This window comes from Leptospira noumeaensis, assembly GCF_004770765.1.
Lineage (GTDB): Bacteria > Spirochaetota > Leptospiria > Leptospirales > Leptospiraceae > Leptospira_A > Leptospira_A noumeaensis.
Genome location: NZ_RQFK01000028.1, coordinates 42438 through 58612 on the forward strand (window position 1 = coordinate 42438; position 16175 = coordinate 58612).

A 16175-nucleotide genomic window follows, 5' to 3' on the forward strand; every position below is an offset into this window, starting at 1 on the left:
GAAAACTATCTCTTTACACAAAGACTAAAGGGAAAGTCCAAATACAAACTCACCTTCTCTATCTTTGGCGGGTTTATATTCCAAACACCTAACGTCCACAAATTGGCCTTTTTGCAATGTATCCAAAGAAATTGGATCAGCCAGACGTCCTTTGAGGTAATTGTCAGTCACAAACCTACCATCACTTTCGAGGATGGCTTCGTATTTTTTCCCAATTACAGATTCTGCATATTTCGTATGAAGTTCTGAGCTAAGGGACATCAAATCCAATACTCGACGTTTTTTTTCATCACCTGGAATGGGATCTCCAAACGATTCAGCGGATGTTCCTTTCCGAACCGAATAAGGAAATACATGTAATTTCGCAAATCCAAGTTCGACTAACAAATTCTTTGTTTCTTGAAACTCAGATTCTGTTTCGGAGGGAAATCCAACAATCACATCAGTTCCGAGGAATAAATTAGGAAGTTTTTCCTTTGCTAGTTCGATTCTTGTGCGGAAAGCATCGGGATGGTAAGTCCTACGCATGTCTTTCAATACTTTACGACTTCCACTTTGGATAGGTATGTGTAAAAATTTACAGAACCTAGGATGTTTCATTAAATCGAGTAATCCAGATCCTACGTCAGGTGGTTCTATGGAAGAAAGGCGAATGCGAGAGTATTCTAAGATTTTTAATATATCTTCCAAAAGATTCAGAAAACCTTTTTCTCCATTCTCCAACCGGTACCAACCAAGATTAACGCCGGTTAGCTGAATTTCACCAACCCCGTTATCTTGTAAGTATCTAACTTGATCGAGGACATCATTATAATTTCTACTGACACCAAGGCCCCGAGCGGCAGGAATTTTACAATAAGAACATTTCCTGTTACAACCGTCTTGGATTTTTAAATAAGCACGAGTATGGCCTTCTGGTAAAACATCCGAATAGGAAAACCTGTCAAAAGATAAGTTGGTTTCAATTTTTTTGCCTTCCCAATCCTCTAGGATTTTATAAGGAAGGGAACTTTTCTCTGTATTTCCAAATACTCCAAACACACCCGGAATATTCTGTAAAACTTCTTTATCTGTTTCCGCATAACATCCAGTCACATACACTTTAGCACCTGGATTGGTACGAATGGCATTCCGAATGATATTTCGATTTTTTACATCGGCTTTGTTTGTCACCGTACATGTATTCACAACAATGTATTCGGCTTTTTCTTCAGCATTTGCCAGAGAAAAACCTTTGTCTTTTAATACAGAGTACATACCATCGGTTTCAAAAAAATTCAACCGACAACCGAGTGTATGAAATTTAATTTTCAAAGTTCGTTTAGTGCTACAATCCGTTTAGAATTTTCTTTGATTGTATTACTTTCACCATTTAAGTCAGAAGCTTTTTGGATGCATTCTTTTGCTTCCGTCAAATAGGTGTTCGCTTGGGATTTTTTACCCAATTTTTTATTCGTTTTATAAAGTGACTCTTGGACAAGAGCCAAGTTATTCCAGATTTCAGGAGATTTTTGATTTAGAGAAGATGCCCAACGCAAACTCACATCTGCTTTATCATAATTTTTTAAATTATAATAAATCTTGCCTTCTAACTCTAACATTCGAAAGTCACTGGGACTTCCTGCTTTTGCTTTTTCGATTTGAGAAAGAGCAGTTTTGGATGCTCCTCTCTCCGAAAGTGCTAGAGCATAAAAATACCTAACTTCTGGATTTTGTGGGTATAAGGGAATGGTTTTTTCAGCAAGTTCTATCGCAGGTTTCCATTTTTTATGACGGGTTAGAATTGCAAGGCTTCCTTGTAAAAGGTCTTCATCGTCTGGTTTACGTTTTCTTGCTTCTAAAATGTTTTTATAAGAATTTTCAAAATCATTCAACTTATCATAGTTAAATGCCAGGAGTGCATAAAATTCATAAGATGACTTACCATCAGCCAAAAGACCTTTGACTAGTTCAATGGACTTGTTGTAATTTTTGACTTTATATTCATCCACAGCCTGAAAGTAAGCGGAACCAACTTGTTCCTTTTCTTGCGAATGGAGTGAAGTTACAAGTAAACAAGTAACAGCAAAAGAGAGAATCAAATGTTTCATAAAAGATCCGAAGGGACTGTAATGGAGTTCAAATTGACCGAATCTATCCTGGAATGATAGGGTTCGATGGGGTCCAGGTATAGGAAAACGCTTCCCCCTTTAGAAAGCAAGTAATGTTCGATATGTTCCTCGGTGATGATTTCTGAGTCTTCTGTGTATAAAATAGGGTTTTCGCCGGGACCTAGATGCACATGGAATTCTTGGGTGGGAAGGAAATCAGAAAGATTGAGGTAACCGGACCCAAAATAAAGTCCCGATTGGAAGTAGTATTTATAAAAAACTTTGACTTCTGGTAGGATGAGGTTCGGACGAATGTATCCCAATTCAATCCGCTCAATGGTTCCGACTGTTCGAATTTTCCGAAGTTGGAACCAAATTTTGCGGATAAAAAAATACGAAAACAGAAAGACGAGGGGAATGAGAATAGCCATTTCCGTTCGCCTTTCCGAAAGGCTCTCTAAACGAGAGCCAAATCTTTTTCCTCAGTGTTTGGTGAAGAACCATCATCTTTTTTAGGAGGTTCTTTGTACTCTGTCCAAGGAGTTTCCGAATACACAAGTTTACCTTCTACAAAATCAACTAAGATCTTTGTTGGGTTGTCATAAACTCCTTTCAAAGACTGCACTGCCATATAATCTTCCAATTCTCTTTGGAACACACGTCTGAGCGGACGAGCTCCATAGTTTTGGTCGTATCCAATGGTAGCAAAATGTTCTTTAGCCAATTGCGAAAGATCCACAAGCACTTTCTTTTCAGTCAAACGTTTGTTAAAGTCTTTTAACATGATATCCACAATGTTTACTATCTCTTCTTTTTTGAGAGGAGCAAAGTAAACCACCTCATCCACACGGTTGAGGAACTCTGGGTTAAAATGTTTTTTCAACTGTTCACGAGCTTGTTCGGCTTTATAAGATTCTCTTTCTTCTGCGAAGTCTTCAAAACCCAATCGTCCACCTTTCGAAATTTCTTTCGCAGCGATGTTCGATGTCATGATGATGATGGTATCGCGGAAGTTTACCTTACGACCTTTGGTGTCAGTTAAGTTCCCTTCTTCCATAATTTGAAGTAGGATATTAAAAAGATCATGGTGAGCCTTTTCAATTTCGTCAAGAAGCACCAAACTATATGGTTTTCTTCTGACAAACTCAGTGAGTTGGCCGCCATCATCATATCCTACGTATCCTGGAGGAGCTCCAATCAAACGGGATACAGCATGAGGTTCCATATATTCCGACATATCAATGCGGAGCATATTGTCTTCCGACCCAAACAGTTGTTCTGCGAGCGCCTTTGCAAGTTCCGTTTTACCCACACCCGTTGGCCCAAGGAAAATAAACGATCCTGTAGGACGTTTTTCACTTTTAAGGCCAGTGCGAGAACGTCTGACAGCACGTGCTACTTTTTCTATAGCATCAGTCTGACCAACGATACGATTTTTAATATCCCCTTCCAAGTTGAGAAGTTTTGTGTTCTCGGATTGTTCCATTTTTTTCAAAGGAATTCCTGTCCAAAGACTCACAACAGATAGAATGTCTTCTTCTTCAATGGATACGGCATAACCTTCCATACGTTCTTGCCATTGTTTGGTTTTTTCTTCTAATTGGCCTTTTTTACGATTCACTTCATCGCGAACAGCGGCTGCCTTTTCATACTCTTGGCTACGAACCAAATCTTCTTTTTTAACAGAAAGAGCTTTGATTTCTTCTTCAATTTCTTTGATTTCGTTTGGACGTTGGCAATTAGCTAAACGAGCTTTTGCTCCTGCCTCATCAATGATATCGATGGCTTTGTCTGGTAAAAAACGATCGTTGATATAACGGTGAGATAACTTCACTGCTTGTTCAATGGCTTTTTCCGAATAACGAACCTTATGGTGAGCTTCATATGCTTTTTTCAAACCATCAAGAATGAGGACTGCATCATCTACAGAAGGTTCAAGAACCTTTACCATTTGGAATCTTCTTTCCAAAGCAGAATCTTTTTCGATGTACTTACGGTATTCGTTATTTGTTGTCGCACCAATACATTGCAACTCCCCACGAGCAAGAGCTGGTTTTAAGATGTTTGCTGCATCCACCGCTCCTTCTGCCGCACCGGCTCCAATCAGAGTGTGCAACTCATCAATGAAGATGATGATATTTTGAGAAGTCACGATTTCTTTCATGATTTTTTTCAATCGTTCTTCAAATTCACCACGGTATTTCGTTCCGGCAATGAGACTTGCCAAATCAAGAGATAACACTCGTTTATCGAAAAGTAGATCTGGAACCAACTTTTCAATCACAGCTTGTGCAAGTCCCTCCACAATCGCCGTTTTTCCCACACCCGATTCTCCCACAAGGACTGGATTGTTTTTGGTTTTACGCGAAAGGATTTGGATGACACGTTCGATTTCTTTGGAACGACCAATGACCGGATCCAATTTTTTCTCACGAGCGAGTTGGGTTAGATCCCTTGCAAACTCATCCAAAATAGGAGTTTTGCTCTTTTCTTGTCTTGGAGCCGCTTGTTGTTGTGTTTGGCCTTGAGTCGCACCTTGTGTACCTGTCGTTCCGCCCACAGCACCAGAAGGCGGTGCCCCGAGAAGTCGTAAAATCTCAGATTTAATGACGTTATAATTTACGCTGAAAGAGGATAACGATCCACCTGCGATATTATTGTTATCGCGTAGTAATGCCAAAAGAATGTGTTCGGTTCCCACATAGTTATGTTTGAGGCGTTTTGCTTCCTCTTTAGAAACTTCGATCATTTTTTGGTACTTGTCTTGTCCTTGGCTTACATCCAAAAGCAAGGCACCAGAACCCTCACGAGTTCTTTTTTCGACTTCTTTGCGAAGTTCGTTTAAATTGATATTTAGATTCGTTAGAATCTTAATCGCGACAGAGTCCTCCTCCCGGAGAAGCCCAAGTAGAATGTGCTCAGGACCGATAAAATCGGAACCCAAACGTTTTGCCTCATCTTGGGCGATTTCGTTGATGACTCTTTTTGCTCTTTTTGTGAATTCCAACATGCCGCACCCTGCCTTTATTAATTAGACGAACGTTCTTTGTTCCCATCATAACCGTACCGGTTTAATAGGAGCCTAGTAAACCAAGAATTTTGTAAAACTTACGTTTTTGAATCACGGAAGCGTTCTTCCACGAAATTTTTACGACAATAACTCGGTCTTTTCCGATGTTTCTAGTTCTATGATCGGAGGAAGGAGCAAATTCTATACCAAATTCGAGAAGAGATTGTAATTTTGAAAAAAACTCAGAAACGGCTTCTGGCTCCACCGCAACCAGAAGAGAGTCCCTCCTCCCGGCCCCTAAATTGGTTGGACAGGAAGAAACAAAACCCAGTTCCGGGTGGTGTGCCCAATTTTCCTTTTGGAAAAAAAATCGGTAAATGGAGAGGTAATTTCCAAATCCGCTCTCATTTTTCTTTCTGCACCATTGCCCACCGGGAACGATTTTTTCAAAACGAATGTGATCTTCTGATCCCAAATAAAAACCCATCATAGATTCCGGATTTTCATTTCGTGTTTCCGTAGACAGAGACTGGTTTGGATAAAGAAAAAAGTCCATTTTATTATCCACTAACAGTTGTTTTGATTTCAATTCGGAAGGTTCGTAAAAGGGAAAAAGATTTGATTTGAGATTTCTTGTGATTCTTGTTCGTAAAGATAAAAGTGTTAAGGACTTTGGATTTTCTTTTACAAAGTTTTCTAAGGTTTGGATTTCTTTATCAGAAATTATTTTTTTATGATTTGGTTTGGGGTAATCAAAAACAGAAACACAGTGGATACAACCGAACTTACCGCTTTTACGAAACTGAGATTCTTTGGTTCCGCAAAAACGGCAAAAGCGCATTTTATGTAACGGGAGTTAGCTTTCCGGATACAATTCGATTTCTTTTGTGAGCCATGGAGGCAAGTTCCAAGTCATGTGTCACAAGAATTAAAGAAAACTTAAATTCGTTTTGGAGTTCTTTGATAAGGTCCATCAAATGGCGCGAGTTATCACGATCCAAATTCCCTGTAGGTTCATCTGCCAAGATGAGTTGCCTTCTTCCCACAAGTGCACGTGCCACACCGACTCTTGCGCTTTCACCACCGGAGAGTTGGGAAGGAAAACTTTCTGTTCTCTCCCCAAGCCCTACTTTTTGTAAAATTTCAATGGCTCGTTGTTTTGCTAAACTGGGATTCATCCTTGCAATCAGAAGTGGCATCATCACATTTTCTAATGCAGTAAAGTCTGGTAACAATAGATGTTGTTGGAAAATAAAAGAAATTTTTTCAGCACGAAAACTTTCTCTTTGTTTTTCGTTTAGATTTTTTAGGCTCACTCCGCAAACATCCACCTCACCGTCGTCAAACGAATCCATGGCCCCAAGGATATTCAGAAGTGTGGACTTCCCCACTCCCGAAGCTCCTTCCACAGAGACAATCTCACCAGGTAAAACTTCAAAATCAAGGCCGGAGATGATATGGTATCTATTGTCCACAACCTGGTAGTATTTTTCTAATTTGCGAACAGAAACAGTTGGTTTTACATTCATATCAGTCATTTCGTATTGTATCCACAGGGTTTAGATTGGCTGCCATACGCGCAGGGAAATATCCTGCAAGCCCAGAAAGGATGGTCGCTGCCGTTGTTACCATAAAAATAAAGGAAATATCGATATCCACAGGGATATGATCAAAGTAATAAATATCTTTGGGAACTAGTTCCACAGGATCCCAATCGCCTGGGTTGAGTAATCCTCCCACACCATTGATGATTTCAGAAATTGCATTGATGATGACTTCTAGCTGTGTCGCAATAAAAATTCCGGTCATCCCACCAACAAGGGAAGATAAAATTCCCACGATCATTGCGTTCAATGTAAAGATGAGAAGGATATCATTAGAAGCAAGACCAAGTGCTTTTAAGGTTCCAATGGATCTTCTTTTAGCACGAATGAGAGAGTGGACTGTTGCTACCATCCCGAGGGCCGCAAGAACGATAAAAAGAAAAACAATAATAGAAATGATTGTTTTTTCAAGTCGGAGTGCTGCCAAAAAGTTTTCTTGTTCTTCTGCGATGGTTCGAACAGACCAGGAAGTATCATCTTGGATTTTTTTATTCCAATTGTCTTCGTTTAACCGGGATAAGATTCTATGTTTGGTCAATTTCAAATCATCAAGGGAACGAACCTTAATGGCTACTTGGTTGACTGCACCTTTCATTTTAAAAAATTCTTGGGCTTGTGGAAGAGATAAAAACACAAACTTAGAATCATAATTATAATAACCTGTTTTAAAAAGTCCGGCCAAACGAAAGGTTTGAACGTTGACTTGAACCCCACGTTCCACAGTGAACCTTCCACCAGGAACAGCCATAGTGATTTCTCGACCTAGACCGTAACCATAGATGGCACTCATTTCTTTTCCTACTACTACCAATTTCTCAGTATTGATGGATTGGATTTTATCACGATCGTATTGCAATAACCTAGGAAAGTTGGGAAGTCCATTCTCCACCAATTTTTCAATTGAGTCCACAGGGACTGCACGAATCATAATTGGATTAAAATTGTTATTACTTTGGATGAGACCATGGCTAGTGATATTTCCTTCCACAGAAACGAATGACTCGGCAAGTTTTGGATCATCCTTAAGGTGCGCGATGACCTTTTCATAATCATAAATCGCCCCTGACCCATAGGAATTCTCAATTGTGATGTGTGGCCCCCCTTGCCAGAGAGATTCTTTTACTTGTTTTTGGAATCCGTTGAAAATGGAGAGGACAACTACTAGGAGTCCCACTCCCACCGCCATAACAATGAACGACAGCCTGGATTTGATGGAGAGGAAACCCAGAACTCTGGACCCTCGGATGTAACGGATTGTGATTAAAGAGACGATTCCCATGATGACCTAATCTTTTTGACAGCTTTCTTCTAAAGATGGATACTGTCAAAAAAGAACCTTATGCCTGAGACACCAAACTATTATTCTGTCAAAGTGAACCTTCGAGACGAAGCGAATATGGTCTACACCATGATTGCGGCAGTCATAGACCCGGTGGAAACCAAATCGGTGAAGTATGAGGGTGTTTCGTGTACAAGCCCGCTCTCGCTTTTGCCCATTCGCTCGACGTTTCAGGATTTTTACAACCGGATGCAAAGGGTAATCTACAAAGGCGAACAACAAAAAAACATAACCAAATCGCTACAAGAACTCATTAAAACCAAATTTGGATCAGAAAGTTTCTTAGAAGAGATCCTCCACTACATGGATCACAACCTAACAGACAGATTGGACTTCGTATTTAGCGAAATGCACAAAAGAACTGCTGGAAATTCAGAACCAAAAGTTGAAATTCATTTCGAACTGATTTCTCCCGCTGAAATGACCAGAACAACTGTGGATGAAGACGAGATCGCAAAAAAAGAAGCACCTCCACCCACTCCTGTTCCGCAATCTTCTGGATTTTTAATTCCTGCTGACAAACAAATTGTTCAGTTTAAGTTCCAACTTTCCCCAGTAAACGGAACACCTCTTGTGGACTTAAAAGCAGGTGATAACGTTTATATCCGTTTGGTTCCTGGAGATGCCATCACTGATTCAATCATAGGAAATTTAGAACTCAAAGAAGAGTCGGGAGCCATCAAACAAATCGCGGCAAAAATTGTTAACATCTCGAATAACAAAAATTTTTCGGAAGTTGTCATTAAAATCAATGAACAAGTTTACGGAAAAATCATTGAGGAAGAAAACTCTGTAAAAATCAAAACCACTGATGCTCAACTAGGTGCTGCTAATATTATGAGTTCTGTTGCTTCCCCCACAGCAGCAGTTTCCAAAGCAAAACAAAACCAAACACTTTCTGCAGATGAAAGTTTTCACTTGATGCCCTACATCATTATGTTAGTAGTCCTTGCCATTGGTATGATGACTATTTTTGTGATCTTATAATTTAAACCTCTATGGAAAAATTCAAAAAACAACTTCCTATCCTTACACCTCTATTCATAGCACTAGTCATTCTCCACTCTCTTTTTGTTGACTATTCCGTTCAATTCCCCGATTCTTTTTCTTCCGAAAATTCGGAATCTGCCATTCAAGCCATGAAACCTCAAGTAGTTTCTGAAAATGGAGTTTTGAATCGGATTTCTTATTTAGAATCTTTCCTAGTAGAATTAGAATCCAGAGAACTGCCTGTAGATACAGAGCAAGAAGAAACAAAAGACAATATCAAACGAGTTCTTGTGGGACAAAAACTTTTACTAGGGCTTTCTCTTTTTTATTTATTGTTAAGTTTTTCCGTAGCTGTGTCTTATGTTTTCCGAGTTTGGTTTCATAAGGTACTTGCCAACGTATTTTATCCTATTTCTTTCGTTTTTCTTTTACCAAAGGTTTTTTTCCAACTCAACCTCATGGTTCAAAATGAGGTTTTTTCCTATTTTTATTTTGTATTTTTAGTTTGTACTTACATCTCAAGTATTTTGTCTTACAGATGGATTCTAAAAAACAAAGAATTGGCAGAAGGGTTCCAGGCTTTACAGTTTTCTTCTTCCTTAGAAGAAGAAGGTAGATCTCCAAGTTCTACAAAAACAGGATCTATTTTTTCACCAATATTCCATGTTGCGATCATCATCCTCATTGGAATTTTGATTGGAAACTTAATTTATATCCCACTTTTTCTCTTACAAAAACACTATGTGAGCGAATTTAGTTATTTTATATTCTTTTTACTGGGGATTTTGTCTTTGTTTTATATCTTCAACTACAAAAAGGTTGGAGGAGAACCGAGCATTAACAATTGGAAAAATTTTGCAGTTAGTTTTGCTTATTTACAATTTCGATTTTTAAGGAATAGTTTTTGGGCGATGTTTAGCACCGTAGTGATTGTTCTGTTTGTAACTTTTTTATTCAGCCTACTTCTATTTAATATCGATCTCATCCAAAACAATTTAGGATTATTCGGTAAAAGCACAGAATTTTAGAACCAATTTTGTAACAGAACCAAACCTTGATTTGACGAAGTTTAAGAGTGCTAACTAAAAGATTAGATTAGTGGCACTCCGGGTCTTTTCCTTTCTGCACCACACACCATAACTGGCCGTTCGGATAATAAGTAACACGTTTCAAAAGTTCGCCTTCGGAATTATAGACTTCTGAAGCTTCTTTGGTTCCAGTTGGATAATAATAAAACCACTCCCCAACCTTCTTATCATTTTCATAACTTCCTTTTTCTTCCACTTTTGTGTCTGGGTAATAACGAACCCAATCACCTGTGCGAAAACCACCATCAAAGAAACCTTTTTCGTTCAAACGACCACTGTGAAAGTATCTTTGGTAAGAGCCGGTTTCATTTCCAAGTTCCGCAGTTTGGATCCACAATTGTTTCTTTCGATTCCCCGACTGATAGTTTAGTTCGATATAAGGTTTACCGTCAGAAAAATGAAACTTCCAAAGCCCATCCCGGTCGCCGTTGACAAAATTACCTTCCATAATGGGAATTCCGTTTAAGTAATTCAAACGGTTACTTTTTCCATTTGGTTGCCCAAAGGCATTCACGGGAACTTCGGTTACTAAATTTCCGTTTTCATACCACTCGCGATAGGTACCATCCGCGGTTAGTTTATAATAGTTTGTTTTTTTCTGATACTCTGCTTCTTTGGGAACAGAACTTGGTCTTGTTACCGTACCCTTACATGGGCCAAAAACCAAACCAACTAACAATACAAATAGTAATAAGGACACAAAGATCCAAATCGAACTTTCTTTAATGGGTGTAGATGTGGATGTCATTTTCATTTTTAAACTTAGTTAGAATTTCTTTAGAGATAAGAATTCGATTGAGACGTTTAGATCTAATTGGTGTTAAATACCTTAAACACATAAGGATGGTTCCCTCTGGTTCTAAGGAAGTATATACGATTGGAGTGGTTTTGCCAAGTCTCACGAGATAGTTTTTTGACATTTCTCGGATTTTAGATTCCACAAGTTCGGGTGCTAGTACCAGTTCTTCATGTAGGATTTGAGAACAGATTTTTTCAGCTTTTTCCCAATTGGAATTGATATTTAAATAAACTTTAAACTCATCCCAAACAAAATCCATAGTTTCGGAAACAATAAAGAATCGATGCAAAACAATATTGTAATTGGGAAAATGAATGAGCCGGTTTGTGGACTGTTCAAACCTTGGGTCGGATGCAATTTCAAGTAAGGTAAACTTAAAAAAACCAATGTTCACAACATCACCTTTGATGTTATCGAGTTCGATTCGGTCTCCTACTTTAAATCCATTGGCGCCCATAATCATAAACCACCCAACCATGTTCAGCCAAACTTCTTTGAGTGAAATGACAATCCCCGCACCGGCAAGACCGAGGACAGTAGGAAGCAAAGATAAACTAGAAAAAATAACAGGGAGGTAGGCAATTCCAAAAACCAAAAGGAAACCCATACGTGCTACTTTTCTACGATTGTATTCATGAACGGCATCGGGGGCTGGTTTGATTCTTTCGACAAGAATCATGGTGACTTTATAAGAGAAAACAGCGAATACAACCATGTATCCAAATAGGATCATAGTTTCCGCAAAATCACGATTCGACCGTACGAGCAAGGTGAGTGGATTCAAATCCCAATAGAATTCTTTTAGGCTACTTCCACCCATTCTAGAATTTCCCTTTTTGGCGTTTTAAAATTTCGAGAATCATTTTACGTTCTACAGAAACACCAAACTTTGGTTTCCCAAAATCTTCTAGTAACACAAACTTCAAAGAACTTCCTTCCTTCTTTTTATCATGTTCCATATGTTTTAGGACTAATTCAGGTTTTTCTTCTAATAAAGTGGGTAGTTCCAATTGATTCATGAGAGTGATTGCTTTTTTAAAATTGGAATCAGAAAATCCAGATAACTCGCGAGATAATAATAAAGCTGTGACAAGGCCGATGGACACGGCCTCTCCATGAGAATATTTTTTATATTGAGTTAATGATTCGATCGCATGGCCGGTTGTATGACCTAAATTCAAAACAGCACGGAGTCCCGATTCTTTTTCGTCTTGTGCCACAATCCCAGACTTCACACGAACCGACTCCTCAATCGCATAACGAAGGATTGCCGATTTTTCAGAATATTCGGAACGTTTTGAATTAGTTATTTTTTCTAAAAAACTTCCGCCATCAAGAAATGCGTGTTTTGCGATCTCAGCAAGACCACAACTCCATTCTTTTTCTGGCAAAGTAGAAAGTGTAAAGAGTGGTGCAAAAACAAATTCCGGTTGGTAAAAAGCTCCTACCATGTTTTTGCCAGAATCCACATTCACAGCGACCTTACCCCCTACCGAGGAATCCACACAAGCAAGGACTGTTGTAGGAACCTGGACAAACCGCACTCCCCTTTGGTAAGTAGCGGCAATGAATCCTGCGAAGTCTCCCACTACCCCTCCACCGAACGCTAGGATCACGGCCTTTCTATCTGCTTCCGTTTCAATGAGTTGGTTATAAACTTTTTTTACACGATCAATGTGTTTGTTTTTTTCACCGGGTTTTAAATAGATAAAAGAAAAGGGGACACTTAGTGATTTTAGTTCTTTAGAAATATATTTTTCATAGATCCCCGCAATTTCGCGGCTGGTGAGAACATAAACTTTGGAAACCTTCGGCAGTGCATTTATTTTTTCAGCAAGGCCCTGGAAGTCTTCGTGTAATTCGATGGGGTAACGAAAACCTTCACCGATAATTTCTCTTTCCGACAACTTCATGGTTCATTCACCCATGGGCTGGAAATATATCTAGGTTTATTTAAACTTTTGGCTCGAAAGTAATCTTTTATGTCTGGCCTGATGTCCATGGACAAAATTTCTTTGGTAGTAAAATAACCAAATCCTGAGATTGCTTTTTCTTTTGGATCGAGAACCGGTAATAAATCTTTTACCTTTGTTAAAAAAACAATTTGGATGAGATGGCGTTTTTTGTTTGGATCAATGGATTCATTCAAAAATAAAAAATCGATTTTACTCACTTCTAAAGACAATTCTTCCTTTAGTTCTCGTTTGAGTGCTTCCTCTCCCGACTCACCAAATTCAATTCCACCACCGGGAAGTAACCAATAACCGGATTGTTTTTTCTGCTGTTGTACAAGCAAAATTTTTCCCTTAGGATCTTGGATGAGGGCCGCCACACGCACCCGCATCGATTTGGATTTTATTAAAAAATCAATCATAGTATTTTTAAATATCTTAAGGCGGCCTTTGCTGCCATTTGTTCTGCCCGACGTTTGTTCTTCCCATCTCCATTGGATTGGAAGTGATTTTCACAAACCACAGTCACCTGGAACTCTTTGTCGTGGTCAGGGCCTTCTTCTTTCATAACAGTATATTCAGGTAATTTTTTCCATTTCTTTTGGCAAAATTCCTGCAAAATGGTTTTATAATCTTTTGTTTCTTCCGCGTCATCTACCGCTTTTTCCATGGTTTGGAAATGTGGAGTGAGAAACTCTCGGCAACTTGTCAGTCCTTGGTCCAAATACAATGCCCCTAGAAAGGCCTCAAAACAATCTGCTTGGAGATTGAGATTGGATTCACCCTTTTCCCTTTCCCCTCTGCCAAGTAAGAGAAACTCAGGGAACCGGTAACTACGTGCTAGTTTGGCAATGGCCGGCGCAGACACCATTTTACTTTTTAATTTGGCAAGTTTCCCTTCTTTTCCTTTTGGAAGGGATTTATATAAAAATTCAGCAGCTAAGATACCAAGAACAGAGTCTCCCAAAAATTCCAAACGTTCATTATCAGAAAGATAACGATCCGAGTCTTCATTGGCAAATGACCTATGAACAAACGCTAGGTGGAGAAGAGAGATGTCTTTAAATTGTGTTTTTGTGAGAGATTGAAGTTCTTTGAGAGAGGAAATTCTTTCGGGAGGAAGTTTGATACGAATCGAGTCGGACAAGGTACAAAGATCCGGGTTCCTCTTTCGGGGAACCCGGTTTTTGGATTGGGAATTACCCCTTAAGTTTATCGATGAATTTAATTACATCGCCAACTGTTTGGATTTTTTCTGCGTCTTCGTCAGAAATTTCCACACCAAACTCTTCTTCAAGAGCCATTACTAGCTCAACTGTATCAAGAGAGTCAGCACCAAGATCATTGATGAAGTGAGCTTCAGGTGTAACTTCTGACTCATCAACGCCAAGTTGTTCTACGATGATTGACTTAATTTTATCGAAATCTGCCATTTTATATCCTCCAGGCCACTGTGAACAGTGGGGCAAGTGTTAAATCGTTTTCCGCCAGGTATATATGTACGCCTAGCGTTTTTTTAAAATGAAATTGTCGGAATTTTTGGCAAGTCTAAATAGATTATTTTCCTCTTGAAACCTTTGACATCGTTCTAACATCACCTAACGTTAATTAACCTGATCATACAAGCGACTATTTGCTAAAAAAGGACACGAAGTAGCACAACACTTCTGAATTTCCAAAATCCTAGTCCGATTTCCAATGCTTTGCTCCATTTTAGCAGATTTAACTTCTGCTATAGCGGAAACAACTTCCCCTATTCGTTCGTGATTACGAAATCATCCTTACGAATAAAAAATAAGGAGAACTCCATGACTCAAAAATGGATCCATACATTCACAACTTTCCTCCTACTTTCCTTTGCCGTATCTTGTACAGAAAAGAAAGAAGACAACAATGCCTTACTTGCAGGTTTATTGCTATTTGCGGCAAACCAAGTCAAAGTTAGTTCCGCTACCGATTTGGTAAACGAGTCAGCAGATGATTACAACCAAAACAATTGGGGACTTATAACACCACAAACCTTGGCTAAATTTGTGAACAATTGGCCTGCAAACAAACCAAGCCATATCACTGGTAACCTGATCATTTTACAACATGATGCGGCGAATCGTGTAACCGGTGGTGCAGCATTACCGTATGTAGCAGAAAATCCAAGCCAAGGAGTTTATGTATATCTTCTTGATGACTATATACTAGCATCCGGTGGTTCTTTTCGCTTCAACCAAACCAGAGATACTGGTTTATTTAAAGATTCAGTTCGTTACCAAGCCAATGGTCAATATGTGGATGATTGGTTGAAAACCTTCGGAATCAATCTCTCGAAGGATTTAGTGGTCTTTGCCGTAGGGACTGGAAATGGAATCACCGGTGGTGCCTATCCTGCCAAAGGAACAGGCGCAGGTGCTGTGCAAGAGATCACTCGTGGCGTGTATTGGTTGCGGTATTGGGGAGCTGATATCAAAAACTTGGCAATTCTCAATGGTAACTTACACAGAAAAGCAACGGCAGCGGGAATTCCATTATCGAGCAGTCGATCAGGAATCAACTTAGAACGAAATGGTGGATTCTCAGTAAAACAGTTGCGAGTTGACAACACTGTCCTGACATTAGGACTCGAAGATATTTATGAAATTGCAAAATCAGGAGGAAATGCAAATCTCACTGGTCTTACCGCCAAACAACAGATTATCGATGCTAGGCCTGCCATACAATACGATGGGACTGCAGATGGATTGAATGTTGCAAGAAATGCGCTTGTAGCAAATCCAGCAAACTCAGCTTACATCACTACGTCCTACCAGTCTTCTGGGGCACCATCAGCTTCAGCGGGGAACCAAACATTTGTTCCTTTTGAAGGAAATATCAAATCCTCAAAAACATTCCCATGGTCTGATCTTTTAAAAGATAATGCAGACGGATATGAATATTTAGATAAAGCAGCACTCAAAACACTGTTTAATACAACAAGGGCAGTTTACACTCCGGGAACAACGATCGTTAGTCAATGTAGAACCAATTTTGAGGCTCAAGTCAATGGATTCGCATCTTTGAATATTCTTGGATATCCCACTGTGTATTATGATGGTTCACTTGTGGAATGGACAGCTCTAGTCGCAGGACATGGAACCAGTGCCGTGAACCAAGTACCATCCGACTTTAAATGGAGAACTGACATTGGAGATGTTTCAACAAAACATTGGTACAATGAACCAACTCATGTGGTTCGTCCTAGTATTGATCTCACAGCAACAACCACAAAAAAATTCATCCAAGAAGATAAGGCGTATAAGTACTAATCTCTTT

The 16175-nt window shown here is 39.3% G+C and carries 16 protein-coding genes; 3 read left to right on the plus strand and 13 right to left on the minus strand.

Going from position 1 to position 16175, the window contains the following annotated elements:
- Positions 1-24: 24 nt before the first annotated feature.
- From mtaB to EHQ24_RS15485, 7 genes are all read right to left on the minus strand, one after another.
- Positions 25-1314: a tRNA (N(6)-L-threonylcarbamoyladenosine(37)-C(2))-methylthiotransferase MtaB gene (gene mtaB, locus EHQ24_RS15455; protein WP_135602535.1), complete on the minus strand. Its 1290-nt coding sequence runs from the start codon at positions 1312-1314 to the stop codon at positions 25-27.
- A complete protein-coding gene (locus EHQ24_RS15460; RefSeq protein ID WP_135602536.1) occupies positions 1311-2090 on the minus strand; it encodes a tetratricopeptide repeat protein in 780 nt (259 codons plus the stop codon). Before EHQ24_RS15460 ends, mtaB begins: the two co-directional genes overlap by 4 nt.
- Positions 2087-2521: a hypothetical protein gene (locus tag EHQ24_RS15465; RefSeq protein ID WP_135602537.1), complete on the minus strand. Its 435-nt coding sequence runs from the start codon at positions 2519-2521 to the stop codon at positions 2087-2089. Before EHQ24_RS15465 ends, EHQ24_RS15460 begins: the two co-directional genes overlap by 4 nt.
- A 26-nt stretch (positions 2522-2547) precedes the next feature.
- Complete coding sequence (locus EHQ24_RS15470; protein WP_135602538.1) at positions 2548-5100, minus strand: ATP-dependent Clp protease ATP-binding subunit; 2553 nt, start codon at positions 5098-5100, stop codon at positions 2548-2550.
- A gap of 61 nt (positions 5101-5161) precedes the next feature.
- Positions 5162-5941 (minus strand): ATP--guanido phosphotransferase, encoded by a 780-nt coding sequence (locus EHQ24_RS15475; RefSeq protein WP_135602539.1) that lies wholly within the window; start codon positions 5939-5941, stop codon positions 5162-5164.
- Position 5942: 1 nt separating this feature from the next.
- Complete coding sequence (locus tag EHQ24_RS15480) at positions 5943-6638, minus strand: ABC transporter ATP-binding protein (RefSeq protein ID WP_135602540.1); 696 nt, start codon at positions 6636-6638, stop codon at positions 5943-5945.
- The gene (locus tag EHQ24_RS15485) at positions 6631-7983 is read right to left on the minus strand and encodes an ABC transporter permease (RefSeq protein WP_208725837.1); all 1353 of its coding nucleotides are present in this window, start codon (positions 7981-7983) and stop codon (positions 6631-6633) included. The genes EHQ24_RS15480 and EHQ24_RS15485 overlap by 8 nt, the downstream gene beginning before the upstream one ends.
- 60 nt (positions 7984-8043) lie before the next feature.
- On the opposite strand from EHQ24_RS15485, the gene EHQ24_RS15490 reads away from it, so the two are divergent.
- The gene (locus EHQ24_RS15490; protein ID WP_135602541.1) at positions 8044-9030 is read left to right on the plus strand and encodes a hypothetical protein; all 987 of its coding nucleotides are present in this window, start codon (positions 8044-8046) and stop codon (positions 9028-9030) included.
- An 11-nt stretch (positions 9031-9041) separates the two neighbouring features.
- Positions 9042-10061, plus strand: coding sequence for an LIC_10230 family protein (locus EHQ24_RS15495; protein WP_135602542.1), 1020 nt, complete (start codon positions 9042-9044; stop codon positions 10059-10061).
- Between the two features lie 67 nt (positions 10062-10128).
- Here EHQ24_RS15495 and EHQ24_RS15500 read toward each other — a convergent pair whose 3' ends face one another.
- From EHQ24_RS15500 to acpP, 6 genes are read right to left on the minus strand one after another with little or no spacing between them, the layout of a single operon-like run.
- Positions 10129-10869 carry a toxin-antitoxin system YwqK family antitoxin gene (locus EHQ24_RS15500; RefSeq protein WP_208725838.1) on the minus strand — a complete coding sequence of 247 codons (741 nt, stop codon included), beginning with the start codon at positions 10867-10869 and terminating at the stop codon, positions 10129-10131.
- Entirely contained in the window at positions 10844-11740 is an 897-nt protein-coding gene (locus tag EHQ24_RS15505; protein ID WP_135602544.1) for a mechanosensitive ion channel family protein, read from the minus strand. The genes EHQ24_RS15500 and EHQ24_RS15505 overlap by 26 nt, the downstream gene beginning before the upstream one ends.
- A gap of 1 nt (position 11741) precedes the next feature.
- The gene (gene aroB, locus EHQ24_RS15510) at positions 11742-12833 is read right to left on the minus strand and encodes a 3-dehydroquinate synthase (RefSeq protein WP_135602545.1); all 1092 of its coding nucleotides are present in this window, start codon (positions 12831-12833) and stop codon (positions 11742-11744) included.
- Positions 12830-13291 (minus strand): NUDIX domain-containing protein, encoded by a 462-nt coding sequence (locus tag EHQ24_RS15515; RefSeq protein WP_244310488.1) that lies wholly within the window; start codon positions 13289-13291, stop codon positions 12830-12832. Before EHQ24_RS15515 ends, aroB begins: the two co-directional genes overlap by 4 nt.
- Positions 13291-14019 carry a ribonuclease III gene (rnc, locus tag EHQ24_RS15520; RefSeq protein ID WP_135602547.1) on the minus strand — a complete coding sequence of 243 codons (729 nt, stop codon included), beginning with the start codon at positions 14017-14019 and terminating at the stop codon, positions 13291-13293. The genes EHQ24_RS15515 and rnc overlap by 1 nt, the downstream gene beginning before the upstream one ends.
- A gap of 52 nt (positions 14020-14071) precedes the next feature.
- Positions 14072-14305: an acyl carrier protein gene (gene acpP / locus EHQ24_RS15525; RefSeq protein WP_100744393.1), complete on the minus strand. Its 234-nt coding sequence runs from the start codon at positions 14303-14305 to the stop codon at positions 14072-14074.
- A gap of 375 nt (positions 14306-14680) precedes the next feature.
- Here acpP and EHQ24_RS15530 point away from each other — a divergent pair, with 375 nt between their 5' ends.
- Positions 14681-16168: a sulfurtransferase gene (locus EHQ24_RS15530; protein ID WP_135602548.1), complete on the plus strand. Its 1488-nt coding sequence runs from the start codon at positions 14681-14683 to the stop codon at positions 16166-16168.
- Positions 16169-16175 lie beyond the last annotated feature (7 nt).

Bases quoted from the DNA above. Each gene is read 5' to 3' on its own strand.
- EHQ24_RS15460 (WP_135602536.1), bottom strand. From the start codon at position 2,090: ATGAAACATTTGATTCTCTCTTTTGCTGTTACTTGTTTACTTGTAACT.
- EHQ24_RS15465 (WP_135602537.1), bottom strand. From the start codon at position 2,521: ATGGCTATTCTCATTCCCCTCGTCTTTCTGTTTTCGTATTTTTTTATC.
- EHQ24_RS15470 (WP_135602538.1), bottom strand. From the start codon at position 5,100: ATGTTGGAATTCACAAAAAGAGCAAAAAGAGTCATCAACGAAATCGCC.
- EHQ24_RS15475 (WP_135602539.1), bottom strand. From the start codon at position 5,941: ATGCGCTTTTGCCGTTTTTGCGGAACCAAAGAATCTCAGTTTCGTAAA.
- EHQ24_RS15480 (WP_135602540.1), bottom strand. From the start codon at position 6,638: ATGACTGATATGAATGTAAAACCAACTGTTTCTGTTCGCAAATTAGAA.
- EHQ24_RS15485 (WP_208725837.1), bottom strand. From the start codon at position 7,983: ATGGGAATCGTCTCTTTAATCACAATCCGTTACATCCGAGGGTCCAGA.
- EHQ24_RS15490 (WP_135602541.1), top strand. From the start codon at position 8,044: ATGCCTGAGACACCAAACTATTATTCTGTCAAAGTGAACCTTCGAGAC.
- EHQ24_RS15495 (WP_135602542.1), top strand. From the start codon at position 9,042: ATGGAAAAATTCAAAAAACAACTTCCTATCCTTACACCTCTATTCATA.
- EHQ24_RS15500 (WP_208725838.1), bottom strand. From the start codon at position 10,869: ATGACATCCACATCTACACCCATTAAAGAAAGTTCGATTTGGATCTTT.
- EHQ24_RS15505 (WP_135602544.1), bottom strand. From the start codon at position 11,740: ATGGGTGGAAGTAGCCTAAAAGAATTCTATTGGGATTTGAATCCACTC.
- aroB (WP_135602545.1), bottom strand. From the start codon at position 12,833: ATGAAGTTGTCGGAAAGAGAAATTATCGGTGAAGGTTTTCGTTACCCC.
- acpP (WP_100744393.1), bottom strand. From the start codon at position 14,305: ATGGCAGATTTCGATAAAATTAAGTCAATCATCGTAGAACAACTTGGC.
- EHQ24_RS15530 (WP_135602548.1), top strand. From the start codon at position 14,681: ATGACTCAAAAATGGATCCATACATTCACAACTTTCCTCCTACTTTCC.